This is a genomic window from Paraburkholderia gardini (assembly GCF_907164545.1).
Lineage (GTDB): Bacteria > Pseudomonadota > Gammaproteobacteria > Burkholderiales > Burkholderiaceae > Paraburkholderia > Paraburkholderia gardini.
In genome coordinates, this window is sequence record NZ_CAJQZB010000022.1 from 17,921 (window position 1) to 44,479 (window position 26,559).

Below are 26,559 nucleotides of genomic sequence, written 5' to 3' on the forward strand. Positions count from 1 at the left end.
GGATTCGTCGTCAGGGTTGGGCAAGCGCCATGAAGCGCTCGAAATAGTCGGGGAATGTCTTGCCGACGCACTTCGGATCGTTGATGCGCACCGGCACGCCGCCGAGACTCACCAGCGAGAAGCACATGGCCATCCGGTGGTCGTCGTACGTATCGATGGCCGCGTTCGGCGTCAGCTTCGCGGGCGGTGTGACGACGAGATAGTCCTCGCCCTCCTCCACCGTCGCGCCGACCTTGCGCAGTTCGGTTGCCATCGCGGTGATCCGGTCGGTTTCCTTCACGCGCCAGCTGGCGATGTTGCGCAGCGTGCTCGTGCCGTCGGCAAAAAGCGCGGCCACGGCGATTGTCATGGCCGCATCCGGAATCAGGTTGAAGTCCATGTCGACCGGGTCGAGCTTGCCGTGATCGTTGCCGATGCCACGCACCTCGATCCAGTCGTCGCCCATCGACACGTTCGCGCCCATGCGCATCAGCGCGTTCGCAAAACCGATGTCGCCCTGGATGCTCGCCCGCCCGACGCCTTCCACGCGCAGCGGACCGCCGCCGAGCGCACCGGCCGCGAGAAAATACGATGCCGACGACGCGTCGCCTTCCACCATGATCCGCCCCGGCGACTGGTAGCGTCTGCCCGACGGCACCGTGAAACGCTGCCACCCGAGGCGCTCGACCTCAATGCCAAAGCGCGCCATCAGCTTGATCGTGATGTCGATATAGGGCTTCGAGATCAGCTCGCCCTCGACGTCGACAATCGTCACGCCGCTCTCCGTTTTCAGGAGCGGCAGTGTCATCAGCAACGCGGTCAGGAACTGGCTCGAGACGTCGCCGCGCACGCGGATCGGCGCTTCCGCGGCGATGTTGCCGGAACGGATGCGCAGCGGCGGATAGCCTTCGTTTTCCTCGTAGTCGATCTTCGCGCCGATCTGCCGCAGCCCGTCGACCAGATCGCCGATCGGCCGCTCATGCATGCGCGGCACGCCGTGCACGCGGTAATCGCCGCCCTGCACCGCCAGCGCCGCCGTCAGCGGGCGCACCGCCGTGCCGGCGTTGCCAAGAAACAGGTCGGCCGTCTTCGCCGTGAACGCGCCGCGCGTGCCGGTGACCACGCAGGTGTCGCCGTCACGCTTGAGCTTCACGCCGAGTTGCTCGAGCGCGGCCAGCATCACGCGCGTATCGTCGGAATCGAGCAGGTTCGTGATCGTCGTTTCGCCTTCGGCGAGCGAAGCCAGCAGCAGCACGCGGTTCGAAATGCTCTTCGAACCCGGCAGGCGGATCGTGCCGGACGCACGGGAAAAAGGTCCGAGATCGAGATGTTCCATGAGTGTGTCCTGTTATTTCGAGGCGTCGCCGGCGGAAATCTTCGCGCCGCCGCGTTCCTGCCATTCGGTTCGCGCGAGGCGCGAGCGGGCGAACACGGCTTCGAGCGCGGCGCCATCACCGGTTTCGATCGCGGCGCGCAGGCGCGTCAGCACAGCCATGTAGTCGTCGAGTTCGTCCAGCAGCGCAGCGCGGTTCGCCACGCAGATGTCGCGCCACATTTCCGGGCTCGACGCCGCGATCCGTGTGAAATCGCGAAAGCCGCCGGCGGCGAACGAAAACTTCAGCGCGGCGTCCGGCGAATTCAGAATCTGCTCGACGAGCGCGAACGACAGCACATGCGGCAGATGGCTCACCGAAGCGAGCACACGATCATGCTGCTCCGGCGACATGTTCGACACGCTCGCACCGGTTGCACGCCACATCGCCGCGACGCGCTCCACCGCCTGCGGATCGTTTTCCGGCAACGGGCACAACACGACATTACGGCCGACGTACAGATCCGGCAGCGCGGCGTCCACGCCGCTCGATTCGCGGCCGGCAACCGGATGCCCCGGCACGAACTGGCCGATGCGCGCACCGAGCGCTGCACGCGCGGCCGCCGCCACGTCGGACTTCGTGCTGCCGGCGTCGGTGATGAGAGTGACATCGTCGAGGAACGGCGCGATGCGCTCGAGCAGCGACTGCGTCTGCGCAACCGGCGCCGCCAGCAGCACGAAGTCGGCGCCGGCAAGCGCTGCGCGCAACGCCGCATCGTCGGCGAGCGCCGCGGTTGCGTCGATGACACCGAGTTCGAGCGCACGTGCCGTCGATGCCGCCGAACGGCCCACGCCGGTCACGCTTCGCGCGCCCGACACGCCGCCGCGCTCGCGCAACGCGCGCGCAAGCGATCCGCCGATCAGGCCGACCCCAAAAATCACCAGTTTGTTAAAGGAAAAAGCGGCCACAGCGGTCACGGAAAAAGCGCGCCTGGAACGGCGCGCGGTAACAGGTCGAACCGCTCAGCTAGCGGCGGCGAGAGTCTTTTCGAGCGCCGCGATGAACGCCTCGTTTTCGGCCGGCAGACCGATCGTGATGCGCAGCCACTGCGGCAAACCGTAATTGCCAACCGGCCGCACGATCACGCCCTGCTTCAGCAGGCCGAGGTTCACGCGATTGCCGGCGTTGTCGTCGCTGCCGACGCGCACCAGCACGAAGTTGCCGTCCGACGGCACATACTCGAGGCCAAGCCGCTCGAACGCTTCGGTCAGCACCCGATAGCCCTGCGCGTTCAGCGTTGCGCTTTCTTCGAGGAATGCCTTGTCGTTCAGTGCAGCGACCGCTGCAGCCTGGGCGAGCGTGTTCACGTTGAACGGCTGACGCAGACGGTTCAGCAGGTCAGTCAGTTCCGGCTGCGCGATAGCAAAACCGACGCGCAGACCCGCGAGGCCATACGCCTTCGAGAACGTGCGCGACACGAGCAGATTCGGATAGCGGCGCACCCACGCGATCGAGTCGTAGCGCTTTTGCGGCGCGAGGTATTCCGTATACGCCTCGTCGAGCACGACGGCGACGTCACGCGGCACCTTGTCGAGAAACGCTTCGAGCGCCGGGCCTTCGATATACGTGCCCGTCGGATTGTTCGGGTTGGCGACGAAGATCAGGCGCGTATCGGCGGTGATCGCGGCAAGCATCGCGTCGAGATCGTGACCGTACTTCACGGCCGGCACGACAATCGCGCGCGCGCCGATACCCTGTGTAGCCAGTGCGTAGACGGCGAACGAATACTGAGCGTAGACGATCGACTGGCCCGTCTCGACGATCGCGTGCGCCGCGATTTCGAGGATGTCGTTGCTACCGTTACCCAGCGTGATCCATTCGGCGGGCACGTCGTAGCGCGCGGCCAGCGCCGCTTTCAGTTCGAACGCGTTCGAATCCGGATAGCGGCCCAGCTCGTTCGCGGCCTTCACCATCGCCTGCTTCGCCGATTCGGGCATGCCGAGCGGGTTTTCGTTCGACGCGAGCTTCACGATGCGCGCTTCATCGAGGCCAAACTCGCGGGCGACTTCCGAAATCGGCTTGCCAGCGACGTAAGGCGCGATGTCGCGCACATAGGAAGGACCGAATTGCGATGTCATGAGTAACTCCAGATCGACTTTGCCAGTTGGCTGAATGGGGCGGCGGACTTGAGGCGATATCAGCGCGAGCGCGGATACGAACCGAGAATCTTCACGAAGGCAGCCTTCTTTTCGAGGTCCGCAAGCGCTTCCACGACAGTTGCGTCGTCGCGATGACCTTCGAAGTCGATGTAGAAGTAGTACTCCCAGGTGCCGACGCGGGCCGGCCGCGATTCGAAACGCGTCATCGACACGCCGTGCCGCGCGAGCGGTTCCAGCAGTTTCACGAGCGCACCCGGCTCGTTCTTGACCGACAGGATCAGCGAGGTCTGGTCGTTGCCGCTGACACCCGCCGGTTCCTTGCCGATCATCACGAAGCGCGTGCGGTTGTGCGGATCGTCCTGAATCAGGGCGTAGGCGACCTGCAGGCCGTAATGCGTCGCCGCGCGATCGCCGGCGATGGCCGCGATCGTCGGGTCTTCCGCGGCCATGCGCGCGGCCTCGGCGTTACTCGCCACCGCCTGACGTTCGAGATGCGGCGCGTTAGCCGTGAGCCAGCGCTGGCATTGCGCGAGCGCCTGCGCATGCGCGCAGACGCGTGTCACGCCGGTCAGGCCGCCATTGAGCGACAGCAGGTTGTGATGAATCGGCAACGCAAGCTCGCCACCGATCACAAGCTGCGTCTGCAGCAGCAGATCGAGCGTGCGCGACACGGCGCCTTCCGTCGAATTCTCGACCGGCACGACGCCGAACTCGGCGGCGCCGGCTTCGACCGAACGGAACACTTCGTCGATCGATGGACACGGCAACCCTTCGATCGACTGACCGAAGTACTCGTGCATCGCCTGTTCGCTATAGGTGCCGACCGGCCCGAGATACGCGGCACGGATGGTCTTTTCCAGCGCGCGACTCGCGGCCATGATTTCGCGCCAGATCGCGCTGATGTGATCGTCGGCGAGCGGGCCGTCGCTCATGCCCTGCAGACGCGCGATAACCTGCTGCTCACGTTCCGGGCGAAACACCGGCGCGTTGAAATGCTTCTTCACCTCGCCCACTTCGAGCGCGACCGCGGCCCGCTGGTTGAGGAGCGAGATCAGTTGCGCGTCGATCGCGTCGATGCGGTCGCGCAACGGTTTGAGTCTTGAATTAAGTTCGTCGTCCATGCGTGAAAACGGCCCTGCCGGAGAATACGGGAAAGGATGCGCGCCAGGAATCAGGCGCTGCGTTGTTCGAATTCCTTCAGGTACTCGACGAGCGTCTTGACGCCTTCGAGCGGCACCGCGTTGTATATCGACGCCCGCATGCCGCCGACGGACTTGTGGCCCTTCAGCTGCACCAGCCCGCGCGCTTTCGCGCCGGCCAGGAAATCTTCGTTACGCGACTCGTCGGCGAGGAAAAACGGTACGTTCATCCGCGACCGCGCGTTGCGCTCGACCTTGTTCAGATAGAAACGGCTCGCATCGATCGTGTCGTAAAGCAGCTTCGACTTTTCGAGATTGCGCGCTTCCATGGCGGCAAGGCCGCCCTGCTTCTTCAACCACTTGAACACGAGCCCGGCGATGTAGATCGCATAGGTGGGCGGCGTGTTGTACATCGAATTGTTTTCAGCGACGGTTTTCCATTCGAACGCCGACGGGCAGATCGCGAGCGCGCGATCGAGCATGTCCTCGCGCACGATCACGACCGTGACGCCGGCCATGCCGATGTTCTTCTGCGCGCCGCCGAACAGCACGCTGTACTTGGCGATGTCCATCGGGCGCGACAGGATGTGCGACGACGCATCCGCGACGAGCGGGATATCGCCGAGATCGGGAATTTCGAAGGTTTCGACGCCGTGAATCGTCTCGTTCGTGCACAGATGCACATAAGCCGGATCGTCCGACAGCTTCCATTCCGCCATCGAAGGCACGCGCGTGAAGCCGTCTGCCGTCTGGCCCGACGCGGCAATATGAGCGGCGCCGTACTTCTGCGCTTCCTTCAACGATTTCTGCGACCACGAACCGGTGATGACGAAATCGATGTTCTTGCGAGCGCCAAGCATGTTCATCGGCACGATCGCGTTTTCGCCGAGACCGCCGCCCTGCAGGAACAGGATGCGGTGGCTTGCCGGCACCGCGAGCAGTTCGCGCAGATCCGTGAGCGCCTCTTCATGGATCGACATGAATTCTTTCCCGCGATGGCTCATTTCCATCACGCTCATGCCGCTGCCATTCCAGTCGAGCATTTCAGCCGCCGCCTGGCGCAGCACTTCTTCGGGCATGGCCGCCGGTCCGGCGGAGAAATTAAAGACGCGCATCCTGAAAACCCCAGAAGCAGGCGCGACGCAGAAATTGCGGGATTGCGCGCCTGAAAAGAAAATGGTCGTCTGCGCGTGCGCGCAAACGACCATTATCGCACTGACAGTGGCAACCCGCCAAACCCGGACGCCCTGAGACGCCCTTGTATGGCCGGTCGCGGCAGCGCCGGCTGAGCCTGTCGGCCCGCTTACTTCGCGGCGGCGGCCGGCTTGACCGAAGCAACTTCCTTGTCAGCCTGGTCGCGCGTTGCCTTGATCGATTGCGGCATGTACTTCTGCATCAGACCGTTCACGACGTCGCGGCCCACCTGGTCTTGCACCTGGATGAACTTGCGGCCCGTCGGGCTCTTGTAGAACGACGTCAGATCCTTGATTTCCTGCGTGCTGTAGTACTTCGCGTACGCGTCGTACTGAGCCTGCATCGCGTCCTGGCGGAACGAGTCCGTTGCGAACACCTGACCGGCCGAGTCAACCAGCTTCGGCACCGTGTTCTTTTGCAGCGTCGGGACGGAAGCCTGTTTCTGCTTGTCCGTCAGCGACTTGTTTTCCGACAGGGCGTCCGACAGGATGGCCGGAACCAGCTGCTTTGCCTGCATTTGTGCGCTGTTACCGATTGCACCGACGAGCTTCTGCGCGTCGATCGCGTCCAGCAGATCCTTGATCGCAGCCTGCTTGGCCGGATCAACCGGCGCTGCTGCAGTTGCTGCTGCAGCCGGCGCTGCCTGCTGGGTTTGAAGTGCTTGCGCCATCGCGAAAGTCGGTACGAAAGCGGCCAGCAACATCAACTGTTTGAATCGTTTTTGCATCATTACTCCCCAAGAGAAATAGATCGAACTACCTGCCGCCCGAATCGCGCCGCAACCTCGCAGGTCGGCGCAGATTCATGCGGCTTGCTCATCCGTTATGTACTCAATACCCACGAGGTCAGCGCAGATCAGGCTGCACCGCCCTCTTCACCGTTCGTATCGACATCGGCGGGACCGTCGGCGTCGCCTTCGATTTCGACATCCGCTTCCGCTTCGGCGACCTGCTGGAGACCTGAAAGCTTCGTGCCCTCATCAAGGCTGATGAGTGTAACACCTTGCGTTGCGCGTCCCATCTCACGGATTTCCGACACGCGCGTACGAATCAGCACGCCCGTGTTGGTGATCAGCATGATCTGCGCTTCAGGATCGACCAGCGTCGCGGCGACCACCTTGCCGTTACGCTCCGAGGTCTGGATCGCGATCATGCCCTTTGTGCCGCGGCCATGACGCGTGTACTCGGTAATCGGCGTGCGCTTGCCGAAGCCGTTCTCCGTTGCGGTCAGTACCGACTGCTGCTCGTCGCCGGCAACGAGGAGCGCGATGACCTGCTGCCCGTCGTCCAGCTGCATGCCGCGCACGCCGCGCGCCTCACGGCCCATCGGACGCACGTCGTTTTCGTCGAAGCGCACCGCCTTGCCCGAATCCGAGAACAGCATCACGTCGTGCTGGCCGTCAGTGATCGCGGCGCCGATCAGGTAATCACCGTCGTCGAGACCGACCGCGATAATACCCTTGCGCAGCGGACGGCTGAACGCTTCCAGCGGCGTCTTCTTGACCGTGCCGAGCGCCGTCGCCATGAAGATGAAGCGGTCGGCCGAGAATTCCTTGACCGGCAGCACCACCGTGATCTTCTCGCCGTCCTGCAGCGGGAACATATTGACGATCGGACGGCCGCGCGAGTTCCGCGAGCCCTGCGGCACCTCATACACCTTCACCCAGTACACACGGCCGCGGTTCGAGAAGCACAGGATGTGATCGTGCGTGTTCGCGATGAACAGCGTGTCGATCCAGTCGTCTTCCTTCATCGACGTCGCCTGTTTGCCGCGACCTCCGCGCTTCTGGGCGCGATATTCGGACAACGGCTGCGATTTCACGTAACCCGCGTGCGACATGGTGACGACCATGTCCTGCGGCGTGATCAGGTCCTCGGTGTTCAGCTCGGTCGCGTTCAGCTCGATGCGCGAGCGGCGCGCGTCGCCGAATTCGGCGCGGATCGACGTCAGTTCGTCGACGATGATCGCCGTAATGCGTTCCGGACGCGCGAGGATATCCAGCAGATCGGCGATCTGGGCCATCACTTCGCGGTATTCGCCAATGATCTTGTCCTGCTCGAGACCCGTCAGGCGTTGCAGACGCATCTGCAGGATTTCCTGCGCCTGCACGTCCGACAGACGGTACAGGCCATCCGGCTGCATGCCGAACGCCGGGTTCAGACCATCGGGACGATAGGCTTCACGCCCGCCCGCCGATGCGTTCTCGGTTTCGGCGCGCGACAGCATTTCGCGCACGAGCGACGAATCCCACGGACGCGCCATCAACTCCTGCTTCGCGATCGGCGGCGTCGGCGCGGCCTTGATGATCGCGATGAAGTCGTCGATGTTCGCGAGCGCGACCGCCAGGCCTTCGAGCACGTGGCCGCGTTCACGGGCCTTGCGCAGTTCATATACAGTGCGCCGCGTCAGCACTTCCCGTCGATGCGACAGGAAGCAGGTGAGCATTTCCTTCAGGTTCAGCAGCTTCGGCTGGCCGTCGACGAGCGCGACCATGTTCATGCCGAACGTGTCCTGCAGTTGCGTCGCCTTGTACAGATTGTTGAGGATCACCTCAGGCACTTCGCCGCGCTTCAGCTCGATCACGACGCGCATGCCGCTCTTGTCGGATTCGTCGCGGATATCGGAAATGCCTTCCAGCTTTTTCTCGTTGACGAGCTCGGCGATGCGCTCCAGCAGCGAGCGCTTGTTCACCTGATACGGCAGTTCGTCGACGATGATCGCCATGCGCTGGCCGCGATCGATTTCCTCGAAGTGGGTCGTGGCGCGCATCACGACGCGGCCACGGCCGGTGCGATAGCCGTCGCGCACGCCCGCGACGCCGTAGATGATGCCGGCGGTCGGAAAATCAGGCGCGGGGACAATCTCGATCAGCTCGTCGATCGTGGCTTCCGGGTTTTTCAGCAGATGATGGCAGGCGTCGACAACCTCGTTCAGGTTGTGCGGCGGAATGTTCGTCGCCATCCCGACCGCGATACCGGACGAGCCATTGATCAGAAGATTGGGAATACGCGCCGGCAGAATGGCCGGTTCGTTTTCGCTGCCGTCGTAGTTCGGCTGGAAGTCGACGGTTTCCTTGTCGATGTCGGCGAGCAGCTCATGGCCGATCTTGGCCATGCGGATTTCGGTGTACCGCATCGCCGCTGCGTTGTCGCCATCGACGGAACCGAAGTTACCCTGCCCGTCCACCAGCATGTATCGTAGCGAAAAGTCCTGCGCCATCCGGACGATGGTGTCGTAGACAGCCGTGTCGCCGTGCGGGTGATACTTACCGATCACATCGCCGACGATACGCGCGGACTTCTTGTAGGCGCGGTTCCAGTCGTTGTTCAGCTCGTGCATCGCGTACAGCACGCGCCGGTGGACCGGCTTCAGGCCGTCGCGGACATCAGGGAGCGCACGCCCCACGATCACGCTCATCGCGTAATCGAGATACGAACGGCGCATTTCCTCCTCTAGGGAGATTGGCAGAGTCTCTTTAGCGAATTGATCCATTATCCGTGTCTTTTACATGCAAGGACGGCCACCTGAAACGCACGATAAGCCGGCTTCGCGTAGACGCTGCAGGCGCAACGCATCACGCGATTCTAACATGCCCGGCATCCGCGCCCGACGGGGTCCGTATACCTATTAGGGAGAGGACCGGGAACGGCTCCTGCGTGCCCGACGAGCGGTCTGCCCGGCCGGTAGATTTTTCCGGATACAGACCTGTATCGGAACAAAGCGGACGGACGCAAAAATCCAGCAGTTTCTTTGTTGCGCATGCACCACAATTGGTTGGGGGCAAGAAACAGGGAAGGATTTTTTTATCGTCAGAAGGGAACGATATGGCAAAATGCCAACGCACAAAGAGTTAGACACTGCTCGAAGTCTACACAGCACGTCTTTTGTTCCGCACCGATGTTATACTTCGAGCAATGTATGACTTGTCTTCGTCAACAAGCTCGCAGTAAACCTGCGGTAATCTCAATTTCGAGAGGAGAAATATGAATAAACTTTCAAAGCTCGCGTTCATTGCAGCTACCGCAGTAATGGCTGCATCCGCTTCGGCACAGTCGGTGCCGGCGTCGCGACAAGCCACGAATGACAACTGGGTGAACGGCACCGGCGAATACGTGTGGATGAACGGCACGAACGAGCTTTGCTGGCGCGATGCGTTCTGGACGCCGGCAACGGCTAACGCGAAGTGCGATGGCGCCCTGGTAGCCCAGGCTCCGACCCCGCCGGCTCCGGCGCCTGTCGCGCCGGCTATCACCAGCCAGAAGATTACGTACCAGGCTGATGCCCTGTTCGACTTCGACAAGGCTGTCCTGAAGCCGGCTGGCAAGCAACAACTCGACGAACTCGCATCAAAGATCCAGGGTCTGAACCTGGAAGTCGTGGTCGCAACGGGTTACACGGACCGTATCGGTTCGGACAAGTACAACGACCGTCTGTCGCTGCGTCGTGCACAAGCTGTCAAGGCATACCTGGTCAGCAAGGGCATCGAAGCCAACCGTGTCTACACGGAAGGCAAGGGCAAGCGCAACCCGGTTACAACTGGCTGCAACCAGAAGAACCACAAGCAACTCATCGCCTGCCTCGCACCGGATCGCCGCGTGGAAGTCGAAGTTGTCGGTACTTCGAAGCAGTAAGATTACAGCGTTACCGCAGCATCAAAGCCCCGCTTCGGCGGGGCTTTTTTTATTCCAGACGCCGGTTATCTGTACCGTGCTCACGGGCGGCACCCATTTTCCGCAGGGTTTCTGACTCAGGCACGCTGCATTGCGCAGCATTTTGCCGCCGGGTTCGACGGCCTATATACTCAGGGTTTATCCTCGCCTGCCCGCTCACCCGCTTTCATCAAGGCCCGAATCCGACATGACCAATGCCGATCCCCACGAATTACAGAAATTCAGCGATCTCGCCCATCGCTGGTGGGACCCGAACGCCGAATTCAAACCGCTGCACGAACTGAATCCAGTCCGGCTCAAATGGATCGACACGCATGCGGCGCTCGCCGGCAAACGCGTGCTGGATATCGGTTGCGGCGGTGGCATCCTGTCGGAATCGATGGCGGGAATGGGGGCGCACGTCAAGGGCATCGATCTCTCGCGCGAGGCGTTGGGCGTCGCGGATCTTCACAGTCTTGAAAGCGGTGTAACCGTAGATTACGAAGAAATCGCCGCGGAGGCGCTCGCTGCCCGCGAACCCGGCACTTACGACGTCGTGACCTGCATGGAAATGCTCGAACACGTGCCCGAGCCGGCAGCCGTGGTAGCCGCGTGCGCGACCCTTGTCAAGCCGGGCGGCAGCGTGTTTTTCTCGACGCTCAATCGCAACGTGAAGTCGTACCTCTTTGCCGTGATCGGCGCGGAATATATTGCGCGCATGCTCCCGAAGGGCACGCACGACTACGCGCGTTTCATCCGTCCGTCCGAACTCGCGGGCTTTGTACGTAGCGCGAGCCTCATCACCGACGACATCAAGGGCATTGTGTACAACCCGCTCAGCAAGCACTTCGCGCTCGCCGACGACACGAGCGTGAACTACATGCTCGCCAGCCGCCGCCCCGCCTGACCGACCCGAAACCTGCGAACACACCTTCATGAGCGACCCCACGCCTCTGCCCCAGCGCGAAGACGACGATGCTGCAACCGGTCTGTGTCAGGCCGTCCTGTTCGACCTTGACGGCACGCTGGCCGATACCGCACCCGACCTCGCCGCGGCGGTCAACAAGATGCGCCACGAGCGCGGGCTCGACATGGTGCCGCTCGACGCGTTGCGCCCGCTCGCATCGGCGGGTGCGCGCGGCCTGATTGGCGGCGCCTTCGGCATTGGTCCTGAGGACCATGAGTTCGCTTCGATGCGCGAGGAGTTTCTCGCCAACTACGAAGCCGATCTGTGTATCGAGACAACCCTGTTCCAGGGCATCGACGCGGTACTCGACGACCTGGACGCACGCGGCATCCGTTGGGGCATCGTGACCAACAAGGCATCGCGCCTGACCGACCCGCTCGTCGCGCAACTGGGTCTCGAGGAGCGCGCGGTCTGCGTGGTCAGCGGTGATACGACGCCTCACTCGAAGCCCCATCCCGCGCCGCTCCTGCACGCGGCGCAGGAAATGGCGATCCCGCCCGAGCGTGTCGTCTACGTCGGCGACGATCTGCGCGACGTGCAGGCGGGGTTTGCCGCCGGCATGGTCACGGTGGCCGCCGCGTACGGCTATTGCGGCAACGACCTGCCGCCCGCGAAATGGCACGCGAGGCACGTCGTCCAGTCGACTGCCGAATTGCAACGCCTGTTGCGCGACATCACCTGATATCGAACAGGTCGCCGTGGTCGGAGACAGGACCGCGTTTGGGTTTGCGGTGGCAAATCCCCCTGTGGCGCGGAGGCATCAAGCGGGGATCCCGGCCTGGATTGCAGAGAAGCCGTGACGCAGGAGTCGCCGTATTGTAAGATGGGGATTGACCTGCATATGCAGGTCATCCGACCGCGGGGGCGACCTGGTTTCGACAGGGGTTGCGAAGCGGCCAGGGCATACCGAGGCCCCGTAACCTCGTAAATCAGCGGGAAAAACGTAACTGCAAACGACGAAACGTTCGCACTGGCAGCCTAAGGGCCGCCGTCCTCTGCCTGGCTCACTGACGGGTTAGAGTCGCAAGACCGGTAGCAATACCGACAGAGGTCATATACGTCAGTTAAGCCTTGTCGGCGTCACGACGCCAAGGTCGAAAATCCAGTGAATCGCTGTACCGAAGCGTGTTCGTCCGCGTCGGTCCGGTTAAATCAAAAGATAGAACTAAGTATGTAGAACTGGTCGTAGAGTGCTTCTGGACGCGGGTTCGATTCCCGCCGCCTCCACCAGAAAACACCCGGTAACAAGCAGCAACAGTCAGTATCAGCAGATCAACAAGAGCCCCACCCAGTTCGCGCTGCGTGGGGCTTTCTGTTACGCGCTCCCAAACTCGATGCATCAGTGAGAAGACGCTGGGAACTCCGCTCGTGCCGGTGCAACCTGAGGCGCGCGCAGTGGCTGCCGCGGCGCGCCATTCGCCGCGGAGACCAGCAACGTATTGACGCTCGCCACTTCGTCAAACGTGAGGGCGGCCGTCGCGGCCTTCAGTTGCAGGAGCGCCATGATCGTCTCGTATCGTGCGCGGATCAGGTCACGCCGGTTTGCGTAGAACGTGTCGGCGGCACGCAGCACGTCGGTGCTGTCGCGACTGCCCGCCTTGTAGCCAATCTGCGTCGCGGCAAACGCAGCGCTCGATGTCCTCGCAAGACGCGCCAGCGCGTCGACGCGCGCGGCGCCCGAGCGAAGGCGCATCCAGTTTTCACGCGCGCTCGCGCCAGCCTGGCGGATCGCCGAGGTCAGGTCGTCCTGCGCCTTGTCCTCCAGCGCGACCGTCTCGTCGACGCGTGCCTCCGTTTCGCCGCCCTCGAAAAACGGAATGCTCACTGACAGCATCGCCGTCGTGGTGGTCGTCGGGCGTGCGTAACCGGAACCGGCGCCTGCCGGCGTATGGCTCGCCGTGAGGTTGACCGTCGGCAGATGCGCGGCGCGGGCCTTTTCGACCTCGAGTTTCGCGATGCGCCAGTCGATCTGTTTCAACTGCACCTGATAGTCGTGAGCCTGCGCCTGGTTTGCCCACGCGTCGATGTCGTCCGGTTCGACGCGCGGCATCGTGACCGGATCGGCCAGCCGTGACAGCGCGGTGAAGGGCTGCCCGGTCGCCTGCTCCAGCGCGAGCCGGCTCAGCTGCAACGCGTTGCCCGCGTCCTGCTGCTGCAGATGCGCCTGCAGCACACCCGACTCGGCTTCGCGTAAATCGATCACCGTCGCTTCGCCGGCTAGCTGCCTGCGGCGCAGCTGGGTCAGATGTGTATCGAGCGCGGCGGCATAGTCGTTTGCCCGCGCGAGTTCATCCTCGGCGGCGAGTTCGTCGAAGTACGCGCGCGCGGCCTTCAGGATCGACGCCTGCTGCGCCTGCGCGACCTCGGTGGCGCCGCGTGCCTCGATGAAGTCCGCCTGCCGGTAAGTCGTCCAGCGGCTCCAGTCGAACACCGGTTGCGTCAGGCTCACCGTCCAGCCGTTCTGCCAGTACGTGGTAGTCGGGAAGTCTTCGGTCGCGATGCGGTTATAGGCACGCCCCCAGCCGCCCTCCACGCGCGGCAGCAACTGCGCGCGCGCCTTCGGTATCGCCTGATGCGCGGCGCGTGCGCCCGCGCGGGTCGCCGCGAGCTCCGCATCGTGATCGGTGGTCTGCTCGACGACGGTCAGCAGATCGGCCGCCCGTACGCACTGAACACCCGCGACGATCGCCAGCGCGACCAGCACCATGCGCTTATTCATGAGGGGCCACCTCGCTACGAGCATCACAACAGTCGAGATCGCGCACGAGCACGCCGTCGACCAGCCGGTAGCGCACATCGAATGCCGATGCGAGCGACATGTCGTGTGTGATCACCACGATCGTGCGATCGAGACGCTGCAACAACGCGACGATATGCTGGACCGACACGGGATCGAGATTCGACGTCGGTTCGTCGAGCAGCAGCAGTTCGCGCGGCTGGTAAAGCGCGCGCGCCAGCAGCAGGCGCTGCCGCTGGCCGGCGGAAATATTCGCGATCGTGTCGCTGATCACCGTACGCGTGCGCATCGGCAGACGCATCACGTCGGCAAGCAGACCGACGTCATCGAGCAGCGCGTGAATGCGTGCTTCGTCCGCGTTGCCCGCGAAGAGCGAAATGTTTTCGGCAATCGAGCCATGCAGGATCAGGTCGCCCTGACGCATATGCACAGCGTGTCGCCGAATTTCGTCGACGGTCAGATTCGGCCACGCGATGCCATTCAGCGTGATCTGCCCTTCCTGCAACTGTTCGGCGGCGGCGAGCAGCTTGAAGAGCGTCGACTTGCCGCTGCCGGATGAGCCGATGATCACGATCTTGTCGCCCTTGTTGATCGTGAGGTTCGCGCCCTTCAGCACCGGCTGGTCCGAAACGCCGTAGCGAAACGTCACGTCGCGCACGTCGATCTGCCCGAACGTGCGGACCTCGACAGTTCGATGGACGTCGCTGGCGGGCGTATACCGCTCGCCTTCGCAGTCGACGATGTCGCCCACGCGCGCAACCGGCACGCTCAACATGAAATACTCGAACAGCGCATTGATCGACGCAGCCAGTCGCTCCGACAGCAACGACTTGTAGATCAGGAACGAATAGAACACGCCGACCGAGATCGCGCCGCCCAGCATCAGCCGCGCCGCGAACCAGGTGATCGCGATCATGTCGGCGTAGTTCACCAGTTTGAGAATGGCGTCGCGCGCGCTCGCAAGACGGCCGCCATGAACGAGCGCGGCGACATACGCGCGGTACTTCGCCATGAACATCGCGGTGCGCCGCGTTTCGCCCTGCGACAGCTTGATAAGCGACGCGGCACGGATCGTCTCGATCAACGTATCGTCGCAGCGCGCGGATTCTTCGAGTACGAGCGCGTGCGTGTCGCGCATGCCCGCGAAGAGCGCGTACGAAACCATCACATAGAACGCAAAAATCACCAGGGCAATGGCCGTCAGTTGCGGGCTTTGCACGAGCATCAACGCGAGTGCCAGCACGCCGACGACCAGATTGATGCCAAGCGAAATCAGGGTGCGCGTGGCGAAGATACTGATTTCATCCTGCGCCTTGACCCGCGCGAACAGATCGCCCACGTGACGTTTTTCGAAGTACGACACCGGATTGCGCAGCAGATGCGCGAGTATTCCCTCGGTCATGTTCATCTGCACGAAACCGTGCAGCAGCTCGACAAGGTACGTCTGCACGAAATGACTCAGTGCGCCCGTGACGAAAATCGCGCTGAACGTCACGATCAGGATGTTGAGCAGGTTCAGGTTATCGGCGGCGACAACATCGTCGAGCACGAGATTGCCGAGATACGGCATTGCGAGAATCGCGAACTGGCTGCCGAGCGCGACGAACATCACCTTCGCGATCTGCGCCTTGAGTTGCGGATTGAGCGCGCGCACCCGGGCAAGCGCCGCGGGCACGTGCGAGCGGCTGCGCACGCGGGGCATCGATGGCGTCGGTGCGCATTCGAGCAGATAACCGGACACGCTCGCGATGAACGTTTCCATCGATATGCGTCGCCGGCCGCTTGCCGGATCGATCACCTGCACATAGCCGCGTCCGCACTTCTCGAAGACGACGAAATGCGCGCCGCCAAAGTGGAGGATCGAGCCGCGCTTGACGGTGGGCAGATCGGACGTGCCGAAGCGGTACGCCTGCACGGCAAGGCCAAATTCGACAGCGACGTCGTACAGGTCCATCAGCGAAAGACCATTGGACGAGATTGGGCTGAACGCCTGAAGCTCGCGCACTTCCGTCGCGCGGCCAAAGTGCGACAGCACCATCGCGAGACAGGCGTAGCCGCATTCGGCCACTTCGTTTTGATAGATCGCGCGCACGGTTATCCCCTCAGCATGCGGAAGAACGGCGCCAGCACCCATTCGGCAATCGTCCGGCGTTCGATCACGATGCTCGCGGTCGCCGACATGCCGGGCAGGATCTCGAAGTGCTGCCGCTCGAAGTCGAAGGTGTGGCCACGCAACGTGGCCCACGCCATGTAATCGCCTTCCGGCGCGCGCGGCTCGGACGCGCCCGAAGGTGGCGACATCGGCGAGCGCACCGTCGTGCGCGAAATCGAATCGATGCGCGCCTCGTAGCTGCCGAATTTCGCGTACGGAAACGCGTCGAACTTGAGCCGCACGGTCTGCCCTTCGCGCACAAAGCCGCGACGGCGCGAAGGAATGCGCAGCGCGGCGCGCAACGCGCCGCCCTCGCCGGTCACGATGACGAGCGCTACATCGGATGCGGCAAGCGTTCGCCCCGCCACCAGCCCCGAAAACGACACCGTGCCTGCGCGCGGCGCGGAGATCGTCATGTTTTGCCGGTTCTGCTCGAACCGCATGCGAAGGTCCTGAAGATCGCGCGCATGCCGCGCGTCGAGTTCCTTCAGCTGGGCGTCGATCCCGGCCTGCGCGCTTCTTGCCGTGCCGAGTTCCGCCACGAGTTGCTGCCGCCGCGCGGTGCTCTGCGCGACCACGACTTTCGCCTGATGCGTGTCGGCCTTCGCCTGTTCGATGCGGTCGGCGGTGACGTACTCGGACACCGACTCGAGCCGCGACAGCTTGTGCGCCGATTCATCGACGAGTTGCCGGTTCTGGGCCAGTTGCTCGTCGAGCGACGACATCTCCGCGCGCCGGCTGGCTTCGGTCAGTTGCGACGTCTCGCGTTGCACAGACAGTTCCGCCTTGCGCTGGCGATACTGCGCTTCGGTCGAAGCGATCTGTTCGTCACGCATGTGTTCGTCGAACATGGGACGCGGACGGCCATCGCTGGCGAGCGACAGATCCCGCTCGAGCCTGAAGAGCGGCGCACCCAGCGCGACGCGTTCGGCCTGATGCACGTAGATATCCGCGACGAGGCCTTCGAGGCCCTGAATCTTGATTTCCGACGGCGACACGATCTCCGCGCGCACGTCCTGTTTCAGTTCGACTTCGTGGAAAAACGCGAACGCCGTCGCGACGGTCACGAGCGCCGACGTCGCATAGGCGATCCAGCGCCATGAGACGTCCTTGAATTGAGGGAGATCGATGGGTTCCATAACCTGTTGTGCGGAATGCCGGCTTCTGACCGGCGTGGACGCCTTGCCTGAATTCACGCGCGCGGCATGCCGCGCCTGGCAGGACAGCGCAAGCGCAGCGCGCCTAACGCGTTGGCGCGAAGGCGTACATCGACGGATTGACCGCGACGAGCGAGTGAAGAAAGTTATCGATGAGCGCGGTCTCGATGTAGCCGGCAAGCTGCTGCGGCGCGCCCTCGCCGGCCAGCGTCAGCGGCTCGAACAGTTCGGCGCTGAAGCGTCCCGCGTCGAAGCGCAGATAGAACGGCAGCAAGGTTGCGTCGAACTGTGTACCGAGGCGAAACACGCCGTTATGAATCCGCGCGGGACGCCCGAACATCGAAACACCCACGGTTTCCATCGGATAGCGGTGCAACGCGAACGGCGGCACGTCGGCGAACAGCACCGCGACGCCCGTGCGCCTCAACGCCCGCGCAACGCGCAGGCCGAGCCCGTTGCGATCGCCATCGCCGTAGGTGTAGAGCACATCCACGCCAGGAATCAGGGCGTCGTCATCGCCATACATGTCCCGTGGCACAGCCGAGACGACAGCAATCGATTCGAGACCCAGCGCGACGCGCAATGCGTCGACCACGTAGATGTTCGCGTACTGGGACACATAGTGAAACGGCGACACGATGACCGGACGTTTCGGATCGATGGCCTTCAGACGCCGGATCTCACTCGCGAGCCGGGCAGCGACCGCGTGAAGTTCAGGCCACACTTCAACGCCACGCGACAGCCTGCCGTAATAGATACGCTGATCGATCAGACGCTCGCGCGTGCTGCTCGCGGCGACACGCCGTCTGTCGAACGGCGCGGACCCGAGTACATCGCGGCCAATCTCACAACGCATTTCGCCATGACAACGCGCACGCGCGTCGGCAAAACCGCGTATGCGTGAACCGGCGAGCGCGAGTGGTTCGATTGCCGCAGCCGGAAGCCGCGCCACCAGTGCGCCTCGCAGGTAAAGCGGCCAGCGCCTGATGCTGTTGCGCAACGCAACCCGCAATCTGGCGACCGCGCTTTGCGACCAGATGTGCATCAACATGGGAATGGCGTCAACATGAAGACGGCCCCTCGGGGGGCCGTCCTGTCAGCTACGCGAAGCTCAGGCTACCGGCTTCGACGGCGTGGGTTTGCTCGCCGCCTTTGCCGGAGCGGAGCAGCACTTGCAGCAACCGCCTGCGATAGCTGCCCTGGCCAGTTCGGTGCGTTCGATCTTTTGCATTTCAGTTACCTCATTGATGATGGGTTATTTTCCTTCACTCGAAACGGATATTCATATTCGAGCGACGCGAATCATAGCCCGGGATTTTTTTAATATAAAACGGCATGACCTTTATTTACATTGACCTGTTTGTATTAAAAAAACCAGTCCGCGAAACGATCGCATCTCGCAAATCCCGGGTACAGCTTTTTAACGAAGTCACGTGCAGCGCTCACCGGCAGCGCCACGGCAGGTCTGTTGCGCGGCCCCACGCAGGAAACACACAATAAATGAATCAGGAATAGTTCCCGGTCATCAATAAGGAATTCAAAACAGGATCAGGCACTTCCGTCAGATGAAGTTCCAGAATTAACTATCAGGCAGGCAAAACGAAAATAAACTACGCCATGCGGGAAAAACCCCACGCAGAAAATCAGATATTCCGACACCGGATATAAAAACCACGACGGACGGAATAATCTCCCACCGGCACCCGTTTATCGGGAACACGCGACGCTCTCGTCACGTGCCGTTCTCCCTGAACACCTAAACTCCATCACAGAACGTCCACAACAGGAGATCACATCATGCGCAAGACGATGTTTTTGCTCGCCCTTCTCGCGATCCAGCAGACCGCTTTCGCCGAGATGCCCAAAGCCGTCGATGGCCATTTCGTCGACGAAGACGGCATGACGCTCTACACGTTCGACAAGGACACGACGCCTGGCAAAAGCGCCTGCATGGGCGGCTGCGCGACGGCGTGGCCGGCCGCGATGGCTGACTCGTACGACAAGCCTTCGGGCGACTGGACGGTGATTCCGTCAGCCGATGGCAAGAAGCAGTGGGCGTATAAAGGCAAGCCGGTGTATCGCTTCGCGAAAGACACCAGGGCGGGGGATATGAAGGGCGACGGCTTCAAGGACATGTGGCACACGGCAAAGCCGTGATGCGGTCTGAAGCAGGCTGAAGGGATCCGCTTTGCCCACACGCCGCGATATGCACATTCGCGGCGTCGCGACACATTACTCGTCGTCAGGGCACTGCAGGTTGCAGCCGTTCGGATCGCCGTTGTCGCCCTTGCGGCGACGCGCCGACGGGGTGTCCTTCTGATACTTCTTCGAAGGCGCCGATGCGGCGAACGGCATCTGCGGATGCTCCTTCAGACGGAACTGGTCCTGCAGGATGCCGCCGGGCACACCCGGCGAGTTCTGCGCGAACGCAACTGAAACGGTACCGAAAAGTGCGCCGACGGAGATCGCGGCGGCGCACACATTGATCAGGAATTTCATAGGAACTCGGCGCGTCGTGACACGCGCGTGAAGCGGGCTGCGAAGCGTAGAGAGTATCGCAAACCGCGCCGCGATGCAGCGGCCACGCGCGCCGCGGATGTTACGCGCGCTTACGCGGCCACGCCGCTCAATCCCTCATCGAGCTCGAAGACCTCGCCGCAGTACAGCGGATCGTAGCCTTCCAGCCGCGCGACGCAGTCGCGAAACGTGGTGCTACGCAGGAGCGCGGCCACGGCGGCGAGCGGCGCGCGCGCGAGCGCCTGCCGCTCGCAGGCGAAATAATAGTCCTCGTGGACCACGGGCACGAAGTCGAGCCCGAAATGATGCGCGGCGGGCTCGACGCCGAAGCCCACATCAGCCATTCCGCTCGCCACGAACGCCGCGATCGCCGAGTGCGTCAGTTCCGCCGATGCATAGCCGTTTACGCGATCCGGATCGATATCGATGCGCCGCAACGCGAGATCGAGCAGCATCCGCGTGCCCGATCCCGGCTGACGGTTGACGAAGCGGATGTCGTCACGCCCAAGATCGGTCAGGCCAACGATTCCCTTCGGATTACCCTTCGCGAGAAAGAGGCCCTGCTGGCGCATCGTGAGATGCACCAGCACATGTCGCTGCGGATCGAGCCAGCCTCTATATGCATCGGCGCACGCCTCGCGAAACTCGCCGCGCGGCAGGTGAAAGCCCGCCAGATCGCATTCGCCGCGAGCAAGCGCCGTCACCGACTCGCCGCTGTCGCGGTATTTGATTTCGACGGCGATATCGCGCGTCACCAGCTCGGTCACGAGCGCCGCGACCGCATAACCGTGCGACGCGTGAATCCGGACGTTGTCGGTGGGCGGCGCGAGCCAGCGGTTCAGGTCGCTCGCGACCTCACTCGCCAGCGCCTGCATGTTGCCGTCGAGTCGCTCGCCACACAGACGCTGCGCACGCAGCACTGCCTGACCCAGCTCTGACAGCACCGAACCCCGGCCGCGCTCCTTGGCGATCAACGCACCGCCGAGCCGCTCCTCGATTGAGCGGAGTAAACCCCACGCATGACGGTAGGACAAACCCTTAAGCGTGGCGGCCTGCGAAATGCTGCCGGATTCATCGACGAGCGCCAGAAGCGGCACGACGTCCGTCAGACTGGCCTCCCGGCCGTCCAGATCGCGCATCACGAGTTGCGCCTGGCATTCAATTTTGATCATGAGCTCGTATATGCAACAACGTTTCCTATTGCGGCAGACGGGTTGTCCACCTATCTTTCTATACAGATATACCAGATACACGAAAGCATAGATGCACACATTATGAATAACAAGTGCATATTTGACTCTGGAGGAGCCCCCACTTGAACAATACAAATACCGTCGTGCCCGAAGAGGTCGTCCAGCGTCATGCGCGGCCGGGGATGTCGTTGCTGGCCATCCTGCACGCAATCCAGGACGAAACCGGATTCGTGCCGCCCGAAGTCGTCGGGCCGCTCGCGAAGGCGCTGAACCTGTCGCGCGCCGAAGTGCACGGCGTCATCAGCTACTACCACCACTTCCGCACGCAGCCCGCCGCGCGTGTCACGGTGCAACTGTGCCGCGCTGAAGCATGCCGCAGCATGGGCACCGAAGCGCTCGCGAAACATATCGAAGCGCGCACCGGCTGCCGCTTCGACGCGGATCACAGCCACGGCGATGCGGTCGGGCTGGAATCGGTGTATTGCCTCGGCCAGTGCGCGCTGTCGCCGGCGATGATGGTCAACGACACGCTGCACGCGAAAGTCACGCCGGAAAAATTCGATGCGATCCTTGCCGCCGCCAGCCAGTGTGTGGAGGAAACGGTATGACGCGCATCTTTATTCCCTGCGATTCCTCGGCACTCGCGCTCGGCGCGGACGCCATCGCTGAAGCCATCGCAGCAGAGGCCACGCGTCGCGGCATCGCGATCGAGGTGGTGCGCAACGGCTCGCGCGGTCTGCTCTATCTCGAACCGCTCATCGAAGTGGAAACATCGGCGGGCCGCGTCGGTTACGCGAACGTCGAGGCAGCCGATGTCGCGTCGCTGTTCGATGCGGGCTTTATCGAAGGCAACGCGCACGCGCGGCATGTGGGTGTGGTCGACGAGATTCCGTATCTGAAGAAGCAGCAGCGCCTGACGTTCGCGCGCATCGGCATCACCGATCCGCTGTCGACGGAAGATTACGTCGCGCATGGCGGTATCGAAGGTCTGAAGCAGGCGCTCGCGATGGACGGCGCCGCCGCCTGCGACGCGCTGATCGAATCGGGCCTGCGCGGGCGCGGCGGCGCGGCGTTCCCGGCCGGCATCAAATGGCGCACGGTGCGCGCGGCGCTCGCGGACCAGAAGTACATCGTCTGCAACGCCGACGAAGGCGATTCCGGCACGTTCTCCGATCGTCTCGTGATGGAAAGCGATCCGTACGTGCTGATCGAAGGGATGATCATCGCGGGCATCGTGACGGGCGCAACCGTCGGTCATATCTATGTGCGCAGCGAGTATCCGCATTCGATCGCCACGCTCGAAGCGGCGATCGTGAAAGCGCGCGCCGCCGGCTGGCTCGGCGACAGCGTGCTCGGCTCGGCGCACCGCTTCGAGCTGTTCGTCGCGAAGGGCGCGGGCTCTTACGTGTGCGGCGAGGAAACCGCGATGCTCGAATCGCTCGAAGGCAAACGCGGCATCGTGCGCGCGAAGCCGCCGCTGCCTGCGCTCGCGGGCCTCTTCGGCAAGCCGACCGTGATCAACAACGTGATCACGCTCGCGACGGTGCCGATCATCTTCGCGAAGGGCGCAGCGTTCTACAAGGACTTCGGCATGGGCCGCTCGCGCGGCACGCTGCCGTTCCAGATCGCGGGCAACGTCAAACAGGGCGGCCTCGTCGAACTGGCGTTCGGCGTGACACTGCGCGAACTGCTCTACGACTACGGCGGCGGCACGGCGAGCGGTCGTCCGGCACGCGCCGTCCAGGTCGGCGGCCCGCTCGGCACGTATCTGCCCGAAAGCCAGTGGGATATCCCGATGGATTACGAGGCCTACGCGGCGGTCGGCGCGGTGGTCGGTCACGGCGGTCTCGTCGTGCACGACGACACGTCGAATCTCGCCGACCTCGCGCAATACGCGATGCACTTCTGCGCGATCGAATCGTGCGGCAAATGCACGCCGTGCCGGATCGGCTCGACGCGCGGCGTCGAAGTGATCGACCGCATCCGCAACGGCGACACCTCGACGAAACAGGTGCAACTGCTGCGCGACCTGTGCGACACGATGGTGGCGGGCTCGCTTTGCGCAATGGGCGGCATGACGCCCTTCCCGGTGCTGTCCGCACTCGACCATTTCCCCGAAGACTTCGGTCTCGACACCGCGCCGAAAGCGGCCGCGGCCTGACGATGGAGCCCCACAATATGTCCGACGTGCTCAACCCGAAAGCTGGCGGCTGCGGCTCCGGCAACTGCGCCTGCAAATCACAGTCACGCGATCCGTTCGATGACACCGACTACGGCACGCCGCTGCGTCACGCCGACGTCAGTGTGACGCTCGAAATCGACGGCGAATCCGTCACGGTGCCTGCCGGCACCTCGGTGATGCGCGCCGCGGCCGAGGCCGGCGTGAACGTGCCGAAGCTCTGCGCCACCGATTCGCTCGAACCGTTCGGCTCGTGCCGTCTGTGTCTCGTCGAGATCGAAGGCCGCCGCGGCTATCCCGCGTCGTGCACGACGCCGGTCGAAGCCGGCATGAAAGTACGCACGCAAACCGACCGTCTGCAATCGCTGCGACGCAACGTGATGGAGCTGTACATCTCCGATCACCCGCTCGACTGCCTGACCTGTCCCGCGAACGGCGACTGCGAACTGCAGGACATGGCGGGCGTCACGGGCCTGCGCGAAGTGCGCTACGGCTTCGATGGCGAGAACCATCTGAAGGACGTGAAAGACGAGTCGAATCCGTACTTCACGTACGACCCGTCGAAGTGCATCGTCTGTAACCGCTGCGTGCGCGCGTGCGAGGAAACGCAAGGCACGTTCGCGCTGACGATCACCGGGCGCGGCTTCGAATCGCGCGTCGCCGCGAGCGAGAACGTGCCGTTCATGGAATCGGAATGCGTGTCGTGCGGCGCGTGCGTCGCCGCATGTCCGACCGCGACGCTGCAGGAAAAGACCATCGTGATGCTCGGCCAGCCCGAGCACTCGGTGATCACGACGTGCGCGTATTGCGGCGTCGGCTGCTCGTTCAAGGCCGAGATGAAGGGCAGCCAGGTCGTGCGCATGGTGCCGTACAAGAACGGCGGCGCGAACGAAGGCCATGCGTGCGTGAAGGGCCGCTTCGCGTGGGGCTACGCGACGCACAAGGACCGCATCACGAAGCCGATGATCCGCGCGAAAATCACCGATCCGTGGCGCGAAGTCAGCTGGGAAGAAGCGATCAGCTATGCCGCGTCGGAATTCCGTCGCATCCAGGCGAAGCACGGCCGCGATTCGATCGGCGGCATCACGTCGTCGCGCTGCACGAACGAGGAAACCTATCTCGTGCAGAAACTCGTGCGCGCCGCGTTCGGCAACAACAACGTCGACACCTGCGCACGCGTATGTCACTCGCCGACGGGCTACGGCCTGAAGACGACGATCGGCGAATCGGCCGGCACGCAGACATTCGCATCGGTCGACAAGGCCGACGTGATCGTCGTGATGGGCGCGAATCCGACCGACGGGCATCCGGTGTTCGGCTCGCGTCTAAAGCGGCGCGTGCGTGAAGGCGCGAAGCTGATCGTCATCGATCCGCGCGTGATCGATATCGTCGATACACCGCATGTGAAGGCCGTGTATCACCTGCAACTGCGTCCGGGCACGAACGTCGCGATCATCAATGCGCTCTCGCACGTGATCGTCACCGAAGGCCTGCTCGCGGACCAGTTCATCGCCGAGCGTTGCGAAGACCGCGCGTTCCAGCAATGGCGCGACTTCGTCGCACTGCCGGAAAACGCACCGGAAGCAACCGCCGAGGTCACCGGCGTGCCGGCGGAAACGGTTCGCGCCGCGGCCCGCATCTACGCGACGGGCGGCAACGCCGCGATCTATTACGGCCTGGGCGTCACGGAACACGCACAGGGTTCCACGGCCGTGATGGGTATCGCGAACCTCGCGATGGCAACGGGCAACATCGGCCGCGAAGGCGTCGGCGTGAACCCGCTGCGCGGCCAGAACAACGTGCAGGGCTCGTGCGACATGGGCTCGTTCCCGCACGAACTGCCGGGCTATCGCCACATCAGCGATACGACGACGCGCACGCTCTTTGAAGAGGCATGGAACTGCACGCTTCAACCGGAGCCGGGCCTGCGCATTCCGAACATGTTCGATGCGGCCACGCACGGCACGTTCATGGGCCTGTACTGCCAGGGCGAGGACATCGTCCAGTCGGACCCGAACACGCACCATGTAGCGGCCGCGCTGTCGGCGATGGAATGCATCGTCGTGCAGGACATCTTCCTGAATGAAACCGCGAAGTACGCGCACGTGCTGCTGCCAGGCTCGACGTTCCTCGAGAAGGACGGCACGTTCACGAACGCGGAACGTCGCATCTCGCGCGTTCGCAAGGTGATGCCGCCGCTCGGGCGCTACGCCGACTGGGAAGTGACACTGCTGCTTTCGCGCGCGCTCGGCTACGAAATGGACTACACGCATCCGTCCGAAATCATGGACGAGATCGCGAGGCTCACGCCGACGTTCCATGGCGTCTCGTACAAGAAGATCGACGAGATGGGCAGCGTCCAGTGGCCGTGTAACGAAGAAGCCCCGGACGGCACGCCGACCATGCACGTCGATACGTTCGTCCGTGGCAAGGGCAAGTTCGTGATCACGAAGTTCATCGCCTCGCCGGAAAAGGTCACGCGCAAATATCCGCTGCTGCTGACGACGGGCCGCATCCTGTCGCAGTACAACGTCGGCGCGCAGACGCGCCGTACGGAGAATTCGCGCTGGCACGAAGAGGACCGGCTCGAACTGCATCCGCACGACGCCGAGGAGCGCGGCATCAAGACGGGCGACTGGGTGGGCATCGAGTCGCGCTCCGGACAGACCGTGCTGCGCGCGAAGGTGACGGAGCGCATGCAGCCGGGCGTCGTGTACACGACGTTCCACTTCCCCGAATCGGGTGCGAACGTGATCACCACGGACAGTTCCGACTGGGCGACGAACTGCCCGGAGTACAAGGTGACGGCGGTGCAGGTGATGCCGGTCGAACAGCCGTCCGAGTGGCAGCAGCAGTATTCGCGCTTCAACGCCGAGCAGCTCGAACTGGCCAACGTCACGTCGGGTAAATGAGGGCAAACCATGGATGACAACAACCTGATCGACATGGCGAACCGGATCGGCGATTTCTTCGATTCACTGCCGGATCACGAGGAAGCCGTGACCAGCATCGCCGATCACATCCGGCGTTTCTGGGAGCCGCGGATGCGTCGCGCGATTCTGGCGACGCTCGACACACCCGGCGCCACCGAAATCGTGATGTCGGATATCGTCAGGGAATCGCTTGTGAAGCATCGCGACGACCTGACACCGGTCGCTGCCTGAATCTCGCAGTAGCAGCACAGGGCGCCGGACGCGTGATGCGTCCGGCGTTTTTTTATCCGC

Annotated in this window: 21 protein-coding genes and 1 other RNA gene; 9 read left to right on the forward strand and 13 right to left on the reverse strand. The window is 63.1% G+C overall.

What is annotated here, in order from left to right; all coding sequences use genetic code 11:
• Nucleotides 1–10: 10 nt before the first annotated feature.
• The 7 genes from aroA to gyrA all read right to left on the reverse strand — a co-directional run bounded on the left by aroA (nt 11) and on the right by gyrA (nt 9,276).
• Nucleotides 11–1,315 carry a 3-phosphoshikimate 1-carboxyvinyltransferase gene (aroA, locus tag LPA37_RS16240; RefSeq protein ID WP_229013110.1) on the reverse strand — a complete coding sequence of 435 codons (1,305 nt, stop codon included), beginning with the start codon at nt 1,313–1,315 and terminating at the stop codon, nt 11–13.
• A gap of 12 nt (nt 1,316–1,327) precedes the next feature.
• On the reverse strand, nt 1,328–2,269 hold the full coding sequence (locus LPA37_RS16245; protein WP_228981215.1) for a prephenate dehydrogenase: 942 nt from the start codon (nt 2,267–2,269) through the stop codon (nt 1,328–1,330).
• A gap of 45 nt (nt 2,270–2,314) precedes the next feature.
• Nucleotides 2,315–3,430, reverse strand: a complete 1,116-nt coding sequence (hisC, locus tag LPA37_RS16250; RefSeq protein ID WP_228981217.1) for a histidinol-phosphate transaminase — start codon at nt 3,428–3,430, stop codon at nt 2,315–2,317.
• A gap of 59 nt (nt 3,431–3,489) precedes the next feature.
• The gene (gene pheA, locus LPA37_RS16255; RefSeq protein ID WP_228981218.1) at nt 3,490–4,572 is read right to left on the reverse strand and encodes a prephenate dehydratase; all 1,083 of its coding nucleotides are present in this window, start codon (nt 4,570–4,572) and stop codon (nt 3,490–3,492) included.
• A 50-nt stretch (nt 4,573–4,622) separates the two neighbouring features.
• Nucleotides 4,623–5,705 carry a 3-phosphoserine/phosphohydroxythreonine transaminase gene (gene serC / locus LPA37_RS16260; protein ID WP_228981219.1) on the reverse strand — a complete coding sequence of 361 codons (1,083 nt, stop codon included), beginning with the start codon at nt 5,703–5,705 and terminating at the stop codon, nt 4,623–4,625.
• 188 nt (nt 5,706–5,893) lie between these two features.
• A complete protein-coding gene (locus LPA37_RS16265) occupies nt 5,894–6,511 on the reverse strand; it encodes a DUF2059 domain-containing protein (protein ID WP_229013111.1) in 618 nt (205 codons plus the stop codon).
• Nucleotides 6,512–6,639: 128 nt separating this feature from the next.
• Nucleotides 6,640–9,276 carry a DNA gyrase subunit A gene (gene gyrA, locus LPA37_RS16270; protein WP_228981220.1) on the reverse strand — a complete coding sequence of 879 codons (2,637 nt, stop codon included), beginning with the start codon at nt 9,274–9,276 and terminating at the stop codon, nt 6,640–6,642.
• Between the two features lie 491 nt (nt 9,277–9,767).
• Between gyrA and ompA the strand changes: the two genes are divergently transcribed.
• The 4 genes from ompA to ssrA all read left to right on the forward strand — a co-directional run bounded on the left by ompA (nt 9,768) and on the right by ssrA (nt 12,630).
• Complete coding sequence (ompA, locus tag LPA37_RS16275; RefSeq protein WP_228981222.1) at nt 9,768–10,415, forward strand: outer membrane protein OmpA; 648 nt, start codon at nt 9,768–9,770, stop codon at nt 10,413–10,415.
• Nucleotides 10,416–10,641: 226 nt separating this feature from the next.
• Entirely contained in the window at nt 10,642–11,340 is a 699-nt protein-coding gene (gene ubiG, locus LPA37_RS16280) for a bifunctional 2-polyprenyl-6-hydroxyphenol methylase/3-demethylubiquinol 3-O-methyltransferase UbiG (RefSeq protein ID WP_229013112.1), read from the forward strand.
• Nucleotides 11,341–11,368: 28 nt separating this feature from the next.
• Nucleotides 11,369–12,082: an HAD family hydrolase gene (locus LPA37_RS16285; protein ID WP_229013113.1), complete on the forward strand. Its 714-nt coding sequence runs from the start codon at nt 11,369–11,371 to the stop codon at nt 12,080–12,082.
• Nucleotides 12,083–12,260: 178 nt separating this feature from the next.
• Nucleotides 12,261–12,630, forward strand: a transfer-messenger RNA (tmRNA) gene (gene ssrA / locus LPA37_RS16290).
• 109 nt (nt 12,631–12,739) lie between these two features.
• Here ssrA and LPA37_RS16295 read toward each other — a convergent pair.
• The 4 genes from LPA37_RS16295 to LPA37_RS16310 form a co-directional block, all read right to left on the reverse strand.
• Nucleotides 12,740–14,119 (reverse strand): TolC family outer membrane protein, encoded by a 1,380-nt coding sequence (locus LPA37_RS16295; protein WP_229013114.1) that lies wholly within the window; start codon nt 14,117–14,119, stop codon nt 12,740–12,742.
• Entirely contained in the window at nt 14,112–16,229 is a 2,118-nt protein-coding gene (locus LPA37_RS16300) for a peptidase domain-containing ABC transporter (protein ID WP_229013115.1), read from the reverse strand. Before LPA37_RS16300 ends, LPA37_RS16295 begins: the two co-directional genes overlap by 8 nt.
• Before the next feature lie 2 nt (nt 16,230–16,231).
• Complete coding sequence (locus LPA37_RS16305) at nt 16,232–17,428, reverse strand: HlyD family secretion protein (RefSeq protein WP_228981230.1); 1,197 nt, start codon at nt 17,426–17,428, stop codon at nt 16,232–16,234.
• 103 nt (nt 17,429–17,531) lie between these two features.
• Nucleotides 17,532–18,497, reverse strand: a complete 966-nt coding sequence (locus LPA37_RS16310) for a lysophospholipid acyltransferase family protein (RefSeq protein ID WP_229013116.1) — start codon at nt 18,495–18,497, stop codon at nt 17,532–17,534.
• 746 nt (nt 18,498–19,243) lie between these two features.
• On the opposite strand from LPA37_RS16310, the gene LPA37_RS16315 reads away from it, so the two are divergent.
• Entirely contained in the window at nt 19,244–19,603 is a 360-nt protein-coding gene (locus tag LPA37_RS16315; RefSeq protein WP_228981234.1) for a COG4315 family predicted lipoprotein, read from the forward strand.
• A 75-nt stretch (nt 19,604–19,678) separates the two neighbouring features.
• On the opposite strand, the gene LPA37_RS16320 is transcribed toward LPA37_RS16315, so the two are convergent.
• Together LPA37_RS16320 and LPA37_RS16325 are read right to left on the reverse strand one after the other, a co-directional pair.
• Nucleotides 19,679–19,945 carry a hypothetical protein gene (locus LPA37_RS16320; RefSeq protein WP_228981235.1) on the reverse strand — a complete coding sequence of 89 codons (267 nt, stop codon included), beginning with the start codon at nt 19,943–19,945 and terminating at the stop codon, nt 19,679–19,681.
• A 110-nt stretch (nt 19,946–20,055) separates the two neighbouring features.
• A complete protein-coding gene (locus tag LPA37_RS16325) occupies nt 20,056–21,135 on the reverse strand; it encodes a substrate-binding domain-containing protein (protein ID WP_228981236.1) in 1,080 nt (359 codons plus the stop codon).
• A 143-nt stretch (nt 21,136–21,278) separates the two neighbouring features.
• Between LPA37_RS16325 and LPA37_RS16330 the strand changes: the two genes are divergently transcribed.
• Genes LPA37_RS16330 through LPA37_RS16345 form a run of 4 tightly spaced genes read left to right on the forward strand, consistent with a single transcriptional unit; the run spans nt 21,279 to nt 26,499 of the window.
• Nucleotides 21,279–21,764: an NAD(P)H-dependent oxidoreductase subunit E gene (locus tag LPA37_RS16330; protein WP_267478176.1), complete on the forward strand. Its 486-nt coding sequence runs from the start codon at nt 21,279–21,281 to the stop codon at nt 21,762–21,764.
• A complete protein-coding gene (locus LPA37_RS16335; protein WP_229013117.1) occupies nt 21,761–23,317 on the forward strand; it encodes a formate dehydrogenase beta subunit in 1,557 nt (518 codons plus the stop codon). The genes LPA37_RS16330 and LPA37_RS16335 overlap by 4 nt, the downstream gene beginning before the upstream one ends.
• A gap of 17 nt (nt 23,318–23,334) precedes the next feature.
• Nucleotides 23,335–26,247, forward strand: coding sequence for a formate dehydrogenase subunit alpha (fdhF, locus tag LPA37_RS16340; RefSeq protein ID WP_228981238.1), 2,913 nt, complete (start codon nt 23,335–23,337; stop codon nt 26,245–26,247).
• Between the two features lie 9 nt (nt 26,248–26,256).
• Complete coding sequence (locus LPA37_RS16345) at nt 26,257–26,499, forward strand: formate dehydrogenase subunit delta (RefSeq protein WP_228981240.1); 243 nt, start codon at nt 26,257–26,259, stop codon at nt 26,497–26,499.
• The last annotated feature ends 60 nt before the right edge of the window (nt 26,500–26,559 follow it).

Excerpts from the sequence above, each read along its gene's own strand:
- aroA (WP_229013110.1), bottom strand. The coding sequence starts at position 1,315 with ATGGAACATCTCGATCTCGGACCTTTTTCCCGTGCGTCCGGCACGATC.
- hisC (WP_228981217.1), bottom strand. The coding sequence starts at position 3,430 with ATGACATCGCAATTCGGTCCTTCCTATGTGCGCGACATCGCGCCTTAC.
- pheA (WP_228981218.1), bottom strand. The coding sequence starts at position 4,572 with ATGGACGACGAACTTAATTCAAGACTCAAACCGTTGCGCGACCGCATC.
- serC (WP_228981219.1), bottom strand. The coding sequence starts at position 5,705 with ATGCGCGTCTTTAATTTCTCCGCCGGACCGGCGGCCATGCCCGAAGAA.
- LPA37_RS16265 (WP_229013111.1), bottom strand. The coding sequence starts at position 6,511 with ATGCAAAAACGATTCAAACAGTTGATGTTGCTGGCCGCTTTCGTACCG.
- gyrA (WP_228981220.1), bottom strand. The coding sequence starts at position 9,276 with ATGGATCAATTCGCTAAAGAGACTCTGCCAATCTCCCTAGAGGAGGAA.
- ompA (WP_228981222.1), top strand. The coding sequence starts at position 9,768 with ATGAATAAACTTTCAAAGCTCGCGTTCATTGCAGCTACCGCAGTAATG.
- ubiG (WP_229013112.1), top strand. The coding sequence starts at position 10,642 with ATGACCAATGCCGATCCCCACGAATTACAGAAATTCAGCGATCTCGCC.
- LPA37_RS16285 (WP_229013113.1), top strand. The coding sequence starts at position 11,369 with ATGAGCGACCCCACGCCTCTGCCCCAGCGCGAAGACGACGATGCTGCA.
- LPA37_RS16295 (WP_229013114.1), bottom strand. The coding sequence starts at position 14,119 with ATGAATAAGCGCATGGTGCTGGTCGCGCTGGCGATCGTCGCGGGTGTT.
- LPA37_RS16305 (WP_228981230.1), bottom strand. The coding sequence starts at position 17,428 with ATGGAACCCATCGATCTCCCTCAATTCAAGGACGTCTCATGGCGCTGG.
- LPA37_RS16310 (WP_229013116.1), bottom strand. The coding sequence starts at position 18,497 with ATGTTGATGCACATCTGGTCGCAAAGCGCGGTCGCCAGATTGCGGGTT.
- LPA37_RS16315 (WP_228981234.1), top strand. The coding sequence starts at position 19,244 with ATGCGCAAGACGATGTTTTTGCTCGCCCTTCTCGCGATCCAGCAGACC.
- LPA37_RS16320 (WP_228981235.1), bottom strand. The coding sequence starts at position 19,945 with ATGAAATTCCTGATCAATGTGTGCGCCGCCGCGATCTCCGTCGGCGCA.
- LPA37_RS16325 (WP_228981236.1), bottom strand. The coding sequence starts at position 21,135 with ATGATCAAAATTGAATGCCAGGCGCAACTCGTGATGCGCGATCTGGAC.
- LPA37_RS16335 (WP_229013117.1), top strand. The coding sequence starts at position 21,761 with ATGACGCGCATCTTTATTCCCTGCGATTCCTCGGCACTCGCGCTCGGC.
- fdhF (WP_228981238.1), top strand. The coding sequence starts at position 23,335 with ATGTCCGACGTGCTCAACCCGAAAGCTGGCGGCTGCGGCTCCGGCAAC.
- LPA37_RS16345 (WP_228981240.1), top strand. The coding sequence starts at position 26,257 with ATGGATGACAACAACCTGATCGACATGGCGAACCGGATCGGCGATTTC.